General features: G+C 40.9%; 11 protein-coding genes and 1 tRNA gene. 5 read left to right on the top strand and 7 right to left on the bottom strand.

The genetic code is table 11. The features are described 5' to 3' along the window. Positions 1–190: 190 nt before the first annotated feature. Entirely contained in the window at positions 191–787 is a 597-nt protein-coding gene (locus tag HC000_RS17185; protein WP_011327726.1) for a hypothetical protein, read from the bottom strand. A 338-nt stretch (positions 788–1125) separates the two neighbouring features. On the opposite strand from HC000_RS17185, the gene HC000_RS17180 reads away from it, so the two are divergent. From HC000_RS17180 to HC000_RS17165, 4 genes are all read left to right on the top strand, one after another. Continuing rightward, positions 1126–4368: a S41 family peptidase gene (locus HC000_RS17180; RefSeq protein WP_172459235.1), complete on the top strand. Its 3243-nt coding sequence runs from the start codon at positions 1126–1128 to the stop codon at positions 4366–4368. A gap of 126 nt (positions 4369–4494) precedes the next feature. Then, the gene (locus HC000_RS17175) at positions 4495–4806 is read left to right on the top strand and encodes a monooxygenase (protein ID WP_011327728.1); all 312 of its coding nucleotides are present in this window, start codon (positions 4495–4497) and stop codon (positions 4804–4806) included. A gap of 457 nt (positions 4807–5263) precedes the next feature. Beyond that, positions 5264–5545, top strand: a complete 282-nt coding sequence (locus HC000_RS17170; protein WP_011327729.1) for a type II toxin-antitoxin system Phd/YefM family antitoxin — start codon at positions 5264–5266, stop codon at positions 5543–5545. Then, the gene (locus HC000_RS17165; protein WP_089367973.1) at positions 5542–5832 is read left to right on the top strand and encodes a type II toxin-antitoxin system RelE/ParE family toxin; all 291 of its coding nucleotides are present in this window, start codon (positions 5542–5544) and stop codon (positions 5830–5832) included. Before HC000_RS17170 ends, HC000_RS17165 begins: the two co-directional genes overlap by 4 nt. Before the next feature lie 86 nt (positions 5833–5918). Here HC000_RS17165 and lnt read toward each other — a convergent pair whose 3' ends face one another. Genes lnt through miaB form a run of 5 tightly spaced genes read right to left on the bottom strand, consistent with a single transcriptional unit; the run spans position 5919 to position 11377 of the window. Then, complete coding sequence (gene lnt / locus HC000_RS17160) at positions 5919–7469, bottom strand: apolipoprotein N-acyltransferase (RefSeq protein ID WP_179808276.1); 1551 nt, start codon at positions 7467–7469, stop codon at positions 5919–5921. Next, the gene (gene corC / locus HC000_RS17155; protein WP_011327732.1) at positions 7450–8334 is read right to left on the bottom strand and encodes a CNNM family magnesium/cobalt transport protein CorC; all 885 of its coding nucleotides are present in this window, start codon (positions 8332–8334) and stop codon (positions 7450–7452) included. Before corC ends, lnt begins: the two co-directional genes overlap by 20 nt. 22 nt (positions 8335–8356) lie before the next feature. Continuing rightward, positions 8357–8815 (bottom strand): rRNA maturation RNase YbeY, encoded by a 459-nt coding sequence (gene ybeY, locus HC000_RS17150; RefSeq protein WP_011327733.1) that lies wholly within the window; start codon positions 8813–8815, stop codon positions 8357–8359. A gap of 4 nt (positions 8816–8819) precedes the next feature. Continuing rightward, positions 8820–9878 carry a PhoH family protein gene (locus tag HC000_RS17145; RefSeq protein WP_011327734.1) on the bottom strand — a complete coding sequence of 353 codons (1059 nt, stop codon included), beginning with the start codon at positions 9876–9878 and terminating at the stop codon, positions 8820–8822. Positions 9879–9928: 50 nt separating this feature from the next. Further along, positions 9929–11377, bottom strand: coding sequence for a tRNA (N6-isopentenyl adenosine(37)-C2)-methylthiotransferase MiaB (miaB, locus tag HC000_RS17140; protein WP_086994706.1), 1449 nt, complete (start codon positions 11375–11377; stop codon positions 9929–9931). A gap of 264 nt (positions 11378–11641) precedes the next feature. On the opposite strand from miaB, the gene HC000_RS17135 reads away from it, so the two are divergent. Then, on the top strand, positions 11642–12811 hold the full coding sequence (locus HC000_RS17135; protein WP_089367975.1) for an FAD-dependent monooxygenase: 1170 nt from the start codon (positions 11642–11644) through the stop codon (positions 12809–12811). A gap of 293 nt (positions 12812–13104) precedes the next feature. Here HC000_RS17135 and HC000_RS17130 read toward each other — a convergent pair. Next, positions 13105–13179 (bottom strand) — tRNA-Gln (locus HC000_RS17130). Between the last annotated feature and the right edge of the window lies 1 nt (position 13180).

Below are 13180 nucleotides of genomic sequence, written 5' to 3'. Positions count from 1 at the left end.
TCCACGATGTGTGAAAAAGAAACCATCTAAATATCCCTATAAAAAAAAGCCAGTCAGTGTTAACTGACTGGCATTAGTAATAAAGAAGGGGTTTTAATTTAAGCGCGTAAATAACAGTTATATTGTTTGCTGCTTTGGCGAACTAAATACTTATTTAGTTCGCCAATAAAAATGTTCGCGTAGTTTAAAATTACAGTAACGCTTTAACCTCAGGATCTGCAAACGCTAATTCAAAGCGCTCTTTATAAAGCATTTGTAAGTCGTTGGTATGCATACTTGGAATGTCTTGCTCGCCAGTAAAGTTTTTATTTATAAGCGTAGCACCAGTGCGATCCTTAATTATTAGATCAAAGTTATACCATGAGTTATCAGTAAAAGCGTGGTGATCATACTTCCATTCGTTAAGTACGATTATAATAGTCGCAGTATCGCTATCTGCTTTAATGTCATTAATATCGACCTGTGGTGTGGTAGCTATTAGCTTAGCGTTAATACCAGAGCGAATAAAACCAGCAGCAAGGCGTTTACCTAAGTGTTGTGGCATAGTTTCGCCAGTAATGATGTTTTGTGTATAAGGTATACCAAAGCCAGAGCGACTTAATCCTTCAAAACCAGAGAGTTTGTCACCATTTACAACATATGGGCGATGATCTACCACTGCAATTTGTATTTCATCAACTTGGGGCTTATTTAACGTAGGAGCTGCTTGTTCTGCAGTCATAATGGCCGTACAGCCGGTAGTTAAAAGTAGGGTAACAGCGATAAAGATTGAAGCTATTTTGTTCACATTATATTCCTTTTATGTGTATTTATGATTAAATAAAACCAAATTACAGATCGTTAGGTAATACCATGAAAGTAATGGATTTTATTGGGCAAGATAGTATTAACAAAAGCTGAATAAATCAAGGCAGTATTAACTTTTATTTTTTTAATGGGCTTAAAGTACTGCTTTTAGCTAGAGTAGGTGTTTAAAATATTAAAATGTGAGTGAAATATATTACCAATTATTAAGCTTTTACAATGACTGTATTTACACCTTGTTACAGTAATTTGTCGCACAAAGCTGCAAACTGTCTTTTTATTGTTATTATGAAATGAAATAACATTGTAAGGACGATAACCTTGAAACTACGCACTTTATTAACAGCAATAGCAGTAGCGGTTGCACCGGCAATATCGCCGATGGTTGCGGCTTATCAAACACAAGATACCCGCTTATTACGCTTTCCCGATATTCATAAAGAATCAGTAACCTTTGTTTATGCGGGCGATATTTATATAGCAAACACTAAAACAGGTAAAAGCACGCGCTTAACTGATCATATTGGTTTTGAAACCTTTCCTAAATTTTCGCCAGATGGCAGCCAAATCGCTTTTTCTGCCCAATATAATGGCAGCCGCCAAGTGTATGTAATGAACCGCGATGGCTCCGACTTAAAACAACTGACTTATTATAACGACGTAGGTGTAATGCCGCCGCGCGGTGGTTTTGATTATCGTGTACTTGATTGGACCCCAGACGGTAAGCATATTGTGTTTAGAGCTAACCGTACCCCTTATGGTCAGCGTGTTGGCCGACCTTATATAGTGCCTGCTGCGGGTGGCCTAGAGCAACCATTAGCCATACCAGAAACTGGCGGTGGCATGTTATCGCCCGATGGCAAACAGTATGTGTATACACCCATTGATCGCGAATTTCGTACTTGGAAACGCACCCGTGGCGGGCGCGCACAAGATGTATGGGTTTACGATTTAGAAAATAACAAATCAAAGCAATTAACAACCAACAGAGCAACCGACCAACAGCCTACTTGGGTTAACAATAACATTTACTACGTGTCGGACAGAGAATACACGCTAAATTTATACAAACATCAAGATGGCAAAAATCCGATAAAAGTAACTAACCACAGCGACTTTGATGTGCTTTGGCCCTCGGCTGGGCCCAACGCCATAGTGTATGAAAATGGTGGTTATTTGTATCGCTTTGATGACGCCACGCAGCAATCTGAAAAGCTGAGCATAAATGTTCAAGGTAACCGTGAACATACAATGGCCTACAGTAAAAATGTTAGTGACTTTATTGATTCAATGGACGTATCGCACGATGGAAAAAGAGTACTATTTACAGCACGCGGCGAACTGTTTTCTGTGCCGGTTAAAAATGGCCCAACCCGAAACTTAAGCCATACGCCAAAAGGGCGTGAAATATCGGCTACATGGTCGCCCAATGGACGCTATATTGCTTACATGAGTGATGAAACAGGCGAGTACGAAATTTACCTAAAAGACAGAGCTAACAATAACCAAGTTAAGCAACTGACCAGTAATGGCAGTATTTGGCGTTTTGAGCCAGTTTGGTCACCAGATAATAAAAAGTTATTGTTTAGCGATCAGAATCACACCCTGTGGTGGCTCGATATTAAAACCGGTAAGCAGCGTAAAATTGATACCGCAAAATATAATGAAGATGGTTTAACTAGCTATATTTGGTCGCCTAATAGCGAGGATATAGTGTTTGTTAAAAATAACGAAAATCGCTACGCCTCATTATGGCATTACAATTTAAAAGACAAGCGCGTTACTCGCTTAACTGATGACATGAGCAGTGAGACAAACCCAGCGTTTTCTCCCGACGGGCAGCAATTGTATTTCACATCAGAGCGCGACTTTAATTTAACTTTTAGTAGCTACGAGTTTGACTACATGTTTAACAATGCAACCCGACTGTATTCGGTTGCAGTAAATAGTAAAATCAAGCCACTTAATACACCGCTGAGTGACGAAATAAGCATTGTTGACTCAAAAGCAGATAAAGACGATAAAAAGTCAGCTAAAGCACCCAGCAATTATATAGAAAGTAACGGCTTTATGAGCCGTGTTGTGGCGCTAAATGTACCTGCAGGAAACTACGGCGCACTAAGCGGCGTAAAAGACGGCGTATTAACACTATCGGCAGGAGAGCTTAAGTTAGTGCCTAATGCCGTTGATGGTGAAGTTGCCACAATAGCAGCAGGAGTGAGTAATTATAAAGTGTCGGCTAATGCTGAGCATATTATTGCTCGTGCAGGAAAAAACATTAGCGTAATAAAGCCAGAAGCTAAACAAGACTTAAAAGCTACGCAACTTAACTTGCAAGACATGGTATTAAAAATTGACCCGCAAACCGAGTGGGCACAAATGTATCGTGAAGGCTGGCGCACTCTGCGCGACTGGTTTTATGACGAAAACCATCATGGCCAAGACTGGGATGCTATTTTAGCGCGTTACCAACCTATGGCAGACGCTATTGCACATCGAGCCGACCTAGATTATGTATTAAGTGAAATAGCAGGCGAAATAAACTCAGGGCATATTTATGTTAACTCGGGCGATATGCCAACATCTCCTCGTTTACAGCATGGCTTATTGGGCGCAGAAATTAGCGCGCATAAATCAGGCTTTGTAAAAATAGAGACTATTTTTAAAGGCGAAAACTGGCACGAAAACTTTCGCTCACCGCTAAACGAAACCGGCATTAACGCCAATGTAGGCGATTACATAATTGCAGTAAATGGCCGCTCAGTAAAAAGCGTAGTCAACTTTTACGAACTACTAGAAAACACCCAAGGTAAATCGGTTGAATTACTACTCAGTAAATCACCAAGCCTAAAAAACAGCTGGAAAGTAATGGTAACGCCTATTGCCAGCGAAACTGGATTGCGTTACTTACAGTGGGCACAATCGCGCGCTGAGTATGTTAATAAGCTTTCAGATGGGCGTATTGGCTACGTGCATTTACCTAACACCCATTACGAAGGTAACCGTTCGTTATTTAAAAACTTTTTACCGCAAACTAATAAAGAAGCGATGATCATAGACGATCGTTACAATGGCGGCGGTTTTATACCTGAACATATGATCACTTGGTTAGCGCGTAAACCGCTTAACTACTGGAAACGCCGTGGTGTAGAGCCAACTAAAACCCCGCAGTTTGCACACGATGGCCCTAAAGCTATGCTGATCAATGGCTACTCTAGTTCAGGCGGCGACGCACTACCGTATTACTTTCGCCAAGCAGGTTTAGGCAAATTAATTGGTACGCGTACCTGGGGCGGTTTAATTGGTATTTCGGGCAACCCTGGGCTTGTAGATGGTGGCTCAGTTATTGCCGCTACTTTTAGAATTTTAGATAACGAAGGTAACTGGATCATTGAAAATGAAGGCGTAAGCCCAGACATAGAAGTGATTGATCGCCCAGAGCTTATTCAAGCCGGACAAGATCCGTCGATTGAACGCGCTGTAAAAGAGTTATTAAAAGAGCTTAAAGCAAATCCGAAAAAACCATTGGTAGTGCCAGCACCACCGAGTGAATTTGGTCGCTAATTGCAATAAATTAAGCTGCTAAGTTACGCAGCCTGTTAGCTACTTTGCGTGTGCTTGGTAGCTAACTAATTTATTAGAGTATTATTAAAAGCGTGATACCGCGCTTTAGTTAAAAGAGAGCTTATAGTGAAAAAATTATTACAGGTAGACTTTGATTTTGCAGGCCCGTTTGGGGAGCAAATGTCAGCAGCATTAAAAGATTTAGCCGAATCAATTAACCATGAACCCGGTATTATTTGGAAAATTTGGACCGAAAACCAACAAGGTCAACTTGCTGGTGGTATTTACCTATTTGAAGATGAAGCATCAGCTAATGCGTATTTAACTATGCACACAGCACGCTTAAAGGCTATGGGGGTTGCCCAAGTTCGTGGCCAATTATTCGATGTAAACCTGCCATTATCAGCGATTAATAACGCACCGCTTACCGTTAAATAGATTAGTTAAATAGTTAGTTAAATAGTTAAGCAGCCAAATAATAAGACGGGTTAAAAAATCATTTAAATTAAAGGCTGCCTAGTGCAGCCTTTTTTCAAAGCCCACAAATTAAATAACGTATTTTATATAGAGGAGTTACGCAAGAGCGGAGCGAAACCGAACAAGAGAATTAATAATACTCTATTCATCTCAGAGTGTTTAGATATGCTTTGCTACACAGAACATCCATGCTTTAGTTTTTAACAACATTCACAAAACATAAGTCGCTAAAGAAGGTGTCATATAAGCTTATTTAGCATCATTTTGATACTTAATAAGCTTGTTTACCTTAGAGTTAGTATAATTGGATTTATATACTTCGCTCGATATTGTTATTGAGCTTAAGTATAAAGTATTGTATTTAACATTTATTTTAACTATAGTTTGTACCATATAAAGTACAACTAAAGGTACGATCATGAGTAGGCTTCATTTAGATCAAGATATTCAGCCGCTTTCAGATTTTAGAGCTGGAGCTGCATCATTTATACGCCAAGTTAATGAAACCAGAAGGCCAATTGTAATAACTCAAAGGGGTAAAGGCGTTGCTGTGGTTTTAGATGTTGCTGAATATGAATCTATGCAGGAAAAAATAGAGTTATTAGAGGAAATACAAAAAGCTGAAGATCAACTCTCTATGGGGCTGGGTATTTCAAACTCAGATGCTCGTGCGCAAGTTTTAAAGAGTATTAAAGATTGAAAGTAGTTTGGTCGCCTTTAGCATTAGAAAAATTAGTCACTATGGCTAAATTTATTGCTTTTGATAAACCATCGGCGGCTGACAAATGGGTTAATGATATTTTTGATCGAACAGATTTACTTGGTACTCAACCTGAACTAGGTCGGGAAGTGCCAGAATTATTAGGCTCAAGATATCGTGAATTAATATTTGGTAGCTATCGAATTATTTATAAAGTTGAACATGAAATTAAAATACTCACATTACGCAATAGGCGTCAATTGCTTAGCTTGAGCGATGTAGAGTAATAATTAACCAGAAAAGTTAATTGTTAAGCCCAAAGACTGCGCTGGGCTTAATCTATTGCTAATTCTCTAAGTTTAGAATTTTTCATTTATCTCTTAAACCTAATCCCAAACCCGCCAACACCCAGCAACAACACAAATCCCCATACAAACATGTTGCCGTATTGGCTGTACACGCTGTCGCCTTGTATTAACTTAACGTCGGCTTTCATGGTGGTTGCTTCAAACTGTGGCATGCTTTGTTGCGTGTGGCTTATTGGGTCGTATACGCCGCTTACGCCGTTGTTAGTAACACGTATTAGTGGCCGCTGTAGCTCTAGAGCGCGCATGCGAGCGATTTGCATATGCTGGTGGGGGCCAATGGAGTCGCCAAACCAAGCATCGTTACTTACGGTAAAGAGTAAATCTGAGCTGTGCTGATAATTACCACGCACTAGGTCGGCAAATACTATTTCGTAGCATATAGCGGGTAGTATATTAAAGCCGTTAGCACGTAGGTTGTTTTGTACTTTGTCGCCACGGGTAAACGACGACATAGGTAAATCAAACAACGGTGCGATAGGGCGCAGTAAATCTTCAAATGGTACAAATTCGCCAATAGGGAGTAATTGGTGTTTTTGATAGCGGTTTTTATCTAGGTAGCGGTAGTGGCCGTGTTCATCATCTTTATTTTTATTACCCACTACTATAAGGGTATTAAAAATAGTTTTAGTGTCGAGTTGGTAGTCAACAACACCGGTAATTAGCGCGGTTTTATTAAATGAAGCGGCGCTGTCTAAGCCTGCTAGGTATGAGTCGGCAAGCGCTTCTATTTCGGGTACTGCGGCTTCGGGCCATACTATTAAGTCGGCGTCCCAGTGTGTGCGGGTTAGGTCTTGGTATTTACTCATGGTGGTCCAAAACTGGCTGGGATCAAAGCGCAGATTTTGTTTTATATTACCTTGTACAAGTAATGTCGACATGCTTTTTCCAGAGTACTGTGCTGTACCTGTGGTGTATGCACCGGCAAAAAGTAGTGCTAAAGCACTGCTGGTTATGGCCAATGTTTTAAAATCTTTTTGGCTTAGGCGATACAATGCAAAACCAATGGCAATACATACTAAGGTTAAACCAAATTCGCCAATATAAGGGGCAAGCAGTCTAAGTGGGCTGTCGGTTTGCGTATAACCAAAACTTAACCATGGAAAGCCTGTTAGTAAGTGTGCGCGTAAGTATTCGCTTATGGCAAAACTTACAATTAATAATGCGCCATAACTTTTAGGGCCGCTGGCAAAGCGAGTTGTTGCCCAAAAGGCAAGTGCAGGAAATAACGCTAAGTATGAACACAATAAGGCCATAAGCGCTAAAGAAGCGATTAATGGCATGCCGCCAAAAGTGGCTATAGATACATGTACCCAGCTAATACCAGCACCAAACCAACCTAAACCAAATATAAAGCCATATTTAGCGGCTGTTTTTGCGTGTGTTTTACCGGTGTTTTTTGGATTAATACAAAAAATGATGGCAGCAAGGCTAAAAAATGAAATGGGCCAAATTTCAAAGGGGGCATAGGCAAAAGTTAAAATAAGGCCCGCAATTAATGCGAGCCATGCTTTTTTATCTTTTGCTAATAAGGTGAACTTAGTTAGCAGAATCTTCACTGTAGTTATCATCAACCTTAGGAACGGTGACTTGCAGTTGCAAGATGCGGCGATTGTCAGAGTTGGTTACTTTAAATTGGTAACCTTCTATATCAATGGTTTCGCCACGGCTTGGCATGTGGCCAAAGGCATGTAATACAGTGCCACCAATAGTATCGGCGTCATCTGTGCTGTAACCTGTTTTAAAATGCTCGTTAAAGTCATCAACAGGGGTTAGCGCTTGTACTACGTAAACATGCTTAGCAAGTTGGCGAATATCTTGTTGCTCTTCTTCTTCGTCGTGCTCGTCTTCTATTTCGCCCACGATTATTTCAAGAATATCTTCAATAGTGACTAAGCCCGATACACCGCCGTATTCATCAATAACAATAGCCATATGGTAGCGTTGCTGACGAAATTCGTTAAGCAGGGTATCGACACGTTTACTTTCGGGTACTACCATTGCTGGGCGTAAATAATCGCGCAGTGAGGGCAGTAAGTCGTCTTTGTTTAAGATTAGGGGTAATAAATCTTTAGCGAGTAAAATCCCTTCTACATGGTCTTTGTCCTCACACACCACCGGAAAGCGTGAGTGCGTAGAGTGAACCATCATAGGTATGAGCTCTTCAAGCGGGCTGTCGATCTCAAGGGTGATCATTTGTGAGCGCGGCACCATAATGTCTCGCACTTTAAGCTTAGACACGCCAAGCACACCTTCAATCATCTCTTTGGTTTCTGGATCGATTACATCCCGCTCTTGCGCATCGGCAATTACTTCAACCAGCTCTTCTCTGTTCTGGGGTTCCCCTTGAAACTTTTGGGCTATTCGGCCCAGCCAGCTTTTTCCAGAAGAACCCTGGCTAGAATGCGAGTTACCGTCGCTCATTATATCTGATTACTCCGTTTATTTAAATTTCGTCCCGATATGGGTCTGCTATGTTTAGCTCAGCAAGTAATTGCTTTTCTATACTTTCCATCTCAAAAGCATCTTCACTCTTTATATGGTCAAATCCAAGCAAATGCAAGCATCCATGAATAACCATATGAGCAAAGTGGTCATGAAATGACTTTTCTTGCTCAATTGCTTCAGCCAATACAATAGCTGGGCAAATAACTAAATCACCTACTAAAGGAATATCTATTCCCGGTGGTGCTTCAAACTCAAACGACAGTACATTGGTAGGCTTGTTTTTACCACGGTAGTCGTTGTTGAGTTGTTGCGACTGCGCTTCGTCACTAATTACAATAGTGAGTTCAGATTCGTCGCGGTATTGGCTAAGGGCTTTGTCGGCCCAAAGCGCAAATTGTGCCTCGCTTGGTAAGTTGTCAAACTCACAGGCTATTTGTAAATCAAGTTCAGTGTTCACGGTATTACTCTTTAGTAGCAGGCGGTTGTTGAGCGGCAAGTTGCTCTCGGGCTTTTTGCTTTTCTAGGCGCATAAGTCGCTCGCTTTCATCGTTGCGCTCGTAGGCTTCAACAATACGCGCAACCACAGGATGGCGAACTATGTCTTGGGCTTTAAAGTGGTTAAAGCTTATTTCGTCTACGCCATCGAGTACTTCCATTGCATGGCGTAAGCCTGAGCGCACACCACGTGGTAAATCTACTTGCGTTATGTCGCCAGTAATAACCGCTTTTGAGTTAAACCCAATACGGGTTAAAAACATTTTCATTTGCTCTGCGGTGGTATTTTGGCTTTCATCTAAAATAATAAAGGCATCATTAAGCGTACGCCCACGCATATAAGCAAGTGGGGCAATTTCAATAACGTTTTTTTCGATTAGTTTTTCTACTTTTTCAAAGCCAAGCATTTCAAATAGCGCATCGTAAAGCGGGCGCAAGTATGGGTCGACCTTTTGGCTTAAATCGCCCGGTAAAAAACCGAGCTTTTCACCTGCTTCTACCGCTGGGCGGGTAAGCAATATACGGCGAATTTCTTGGCGCTCTAGGGCATCAACTGCAGTTGCCACAGCTAAGTATGTTTTGCCTGTACCAGCAGGGCCAATGCCAAAGGTAATATCGTGATGCAAAATATTAGAAACGTATATACCTTGGTTTTCGTTACGCGGCTTTATAACACCACGGCGCGTTTTAATCACCATTTCTTTGGTGTAAGTGCTGGTTGTGGCGTCTTGTTCAAGGGCGTTTGATTCGGTAATGGCTAAGTGCACGTTGTCGGGTTCTATTTCGCCAATTTCGCCGCGCACAGGTTGAGTATCAATATAAAGGTTTTTTAAAATTTCTACAGCGCTGGCGCTACTGTAAGTTTTGCCTGTGACTTTAAAAAAGTTATCGCGGTGGATAATTTCAACACCGAGTCGGCGTTCAATTTGTTTGATGTTTTCGTCAAACGGGCCACATAAAGAAGAAAGGCGTTTGTTATCGGCAGGTTCTAAATAAATCTCTAATGTTTTTAACTGATTACTCAAAATTACTTCCTATAGCATGGCGCCAGTGTTAACTGGCGCTAAAATTTCCACTAAGGGACGAAAGTAGCAACGCCAATTTCGTTTATAGTGTCAGGTTTAGGCTCAAGGCTTGCAGCTTTGGTTAAAATAGCTGAAGGAGCGATTTCACGACGTAAGTTCATTTCTGATTCTGTACGAATTAAGTCACCACGTAAAGAATTTGGTAGTGCCTCGGTAATACGTACGTCAACAAACTGACCGATCACTGTATGTGGGCCAACAAAGTTAACTACACGGTTGTTTTCGGTACGGCCACGTAATTCCATTGGGTTCTTTTTAGAAGGGCCTTCAACGAGTATACGCTGCTCTGTATCGAACATTTGACGGCTAATTTGTTGCGCCATTTGTGTAATACGATTTTGCAGTAAGTATAAACGCTCTTTTTTCTCTTGCTCGGTTACGTCATCTGGCAAGTCGGCCGCTGGTGTACCTGGGCGTGCACTGTAAATAAAGCTAAAGCTCATATCAAAACCAACGTCGCTAATTAGCTTCATGGTTGCTTCAAAGTCATCTTGGGTTTCACCCGGAAAACCAATAATAAAATCTGACGACATGCTTAAGTTAGGACGAATTTTGCGTAACTTACGAATTGTCGACTTATATTCAATTGCCGTATGGCCGCGTTTCATTAGGTTTAAAATACGGTCTGAACCACTTTGTACTGGTAGATGTAAATGATCTACAAGCTCTGGTACATCGGCGTATACGTCAACTATATCTTGGGTAAACTCTACTGGATGCGATGTGGTGTAACGAATACGGTCAATACCATCAATGGCAGCAATAAGACGAATTAAATCCGAAAAATAACAAATTTCGCCATCGTGTGTGTCGCCGCGGTACGCGTTTACGTTTTGGCCAAGTAGGTTTACTTCACGTACGTTTTGCTCAGCAAGCTGGGCAATTTCTAATAGTACGTCATCTACTGGGCGGCTAACTTCTTCGCCGCGAGTGTATGGTACAACACAAAAAGTACAGTACTTAGAGCAGCCTTCCATAATAGATACAAACGCAGATGGGCCATCGGCTTTTGGCTCTGGTAAACGGTCAAATTTTTCAATCTCTGGGAATGAAATATCAACAACCGATGAGCCTTTATCGCCTTGCACTTGTTTAATCATTTCTGGTAAACGGTGCAGCGTTTGTGGGCCAAAAATAACGTCTACAAATGGCGCACGCTGGCGAATAGAGTCACCTTCTTGTGAGGCAACACAACCACCTACGCCAATAATTAAGTCTGGCTTGTCGTCTTTTAACAACTTCCAACGACCTAACTGGTGGAACACTTTTTCTTGTGCTTTTTCACGAATTGAACAGGTGTTAAGTAAAATTACGTCGGCATCTGTTGCATCATCAGTTAGCTGGTAGCCATTGGTGGCATCTAAAAGTTCAGCCATTTTCTGAGAGTCGTATTCGTTCATCTGACAACCCCAGGTTTTAATATGCAGCTTTTTGCTCATTGAAATATTGCCTCGTGTTCAATTCGATAGTGGCACAAAAATGTGCTAGAAACAGGATTAAGTGAAATGCATTACTGCGCTATACCCACTTAAAGGACGCGTATTTTAGCTGGATACACACGTAAATCCAAGTATAGTTTTCATGTTTGTGATTTCAAATCAATGCAGCTTTAGTTTTATCCACAGTTGAGCGTATCCTTTGGCACATAACAAGCTAATTACGATACAATTAAAATAGTTTTAAGAAATTAAAAAGATGAGAACATGACAAAAAATAAAGTAATTGTTGTGGGTGCTGGCATGGTGGGTGCTGCTATGGCAATTAAACTTGCTCAGCAAGGTAAAGCAGTGCGCATAATAGAAAAAAAACTAATAAATCCACAGCAAGTTTTAAGCAGTGATCAGGTTGATATTCGCGTATCGGCAATAAATCGTTTTTCAGAAAAGCTGCTAGACGAATTGGGCGCAATGCCACTTTTAAAACAAAGCAGGTTAGCACCGTATCAACAATTAGAAGCATTTGAGCGCGGTGGCGATAATTTATTATTTGATTGCGCCGATATAAACACCACGCATTTAGGCCACTTAATTGAAAATAACCTAATTCAAGCCAGTTTATGGCAGCAATTTGAGCAATACAACATTGGAGTTATTGAGCAAGCAGCGCCTATTACGAGTATTGAGCAAACCTCAGATGCAATTACGCTAGTGTATGGTGAGCAAACGTATACCGCTGATTTAGTTATTGCAGCCGACGGCGGGCAATCGCAATTACGCGCTAAAGCCAACATAGGTATAACCGGTTGGCAGTATCAGCAGCACTGCATGGGCGTACTTATAAAACTTGATGCGCCGCAACAAGTAAAAACGTGGCAGCAATTTACTCCCACCGGCCCTTTGGCCTTTTTACCTATGCAGGCTCCTTACGCTAATTTAATTTGGTATGACGATGCCAATACACTGCAAAGCTTTAAAGGTTTAAACCCGCTGCAACTTAAAACACATATTGTTAAAAAATTTCCTGAGCTTGCCGGTGATTTTACCGTGTTAAAGCACGCGGTGTTTCCACTGGCTCGCCAGCACGCAAACAAATATTCGCAAGGGCGACTAGTGCTTGTAGGTGACGCTGCACATACTATTAACCCATTAGCCGGGCAGGGCGTAAATTTAGGCTTTCAAGACGTTGTAGCGCTTGCACAGGTGCTATTAAGTGCTGATGACATAGGTTGCCCATTAAAATTAAATGAGTATGAAAAATCGCGCCGCAAAGCAAACTTATTAATGATGAGTATGATGGATGCCTGCTACTTTGGCTTTTCTAATCAAATTGCGCCATTAAAATGGGCGCGTAGCCAATTTTTAAAAATAGCTAACAATACCGGACCGGTAAAAAACTGGGTTTTAAAATACGCTATTAGCGGCGAGTTAAATTAATACTAATTGCTATAACATTTGCGAACTATTGAAAAGGCTCATTTATGGGTCTTTTTTTATGCTTATTTATTGATTAAAAGTGCGGTAGCAGAGGGTTTGCTAATAAAATATAGCCACTAAAATACGGCTATTTAAATACAGTTATTAAAATAAGATTTTATAGATAGATTAAAAATACAGAAGTTTAAAATAAATAGATTTAAAATGAGTAGTTATGAGTACTTATGAGTAGTTATGAGTAGTTATGAGTAATACAAAAGGAAGAGTAATTTAAGTAGGAAGTATAAACAAATTGGCTGGGATACCAGGATTTGAACCTGGGAATGCCAGGATCAAAACCTGGTGCCTTACCGCTTGGCGATATCCCAA

It is taken from the genome of Pseudoalteromonas sp. MIP2626, from assembly GCF_013414205.1.
Taxonomy (GTDB): Bacteria; Pseudomonadota; Gammaproteobacteria; order Enterobacterales; family Alteromonadaceae; genus Pseudoalteromonas; species Pseudoalteromonas nigrifaciens.
Note: the sequence above shows the minus strand (reverse complement) of the source record. Positions and strands in the feature narration are given on the sequence as shown.

Excerpts from the sequence above, each read along its gene's own strand:
- HC000_RS17170 (WP_011327729.1), top strand. The coding sequence starts at position 5,264 with ATGAGTAGGCTTCATTTAGATCAAGATATTCAGCCGCTTTCAGATTTT.
- corC (WP_011327732.1), bottom strand. The coding sequence starts at position 8,334 with ATGAGCGACGGTAACTCGCATTCTAGCCAGGGTTCTTCTGGAAAAAGC.
- miaB (WP_086994706.1), bottom strand. The coding sequence starts at position 11,377 with ATGAGCAAAAAGCTGCATATTAAAACCTGGGGTTGTCAGATGAACGAA.
- HC000_RS17135 (WP_089367975.1), top strand. The coding sequence starts at position 11,642 with ATGACAAAAAATAAAGTAATTGTTGTGGGTGCTGGCATGGTGGGTGCT.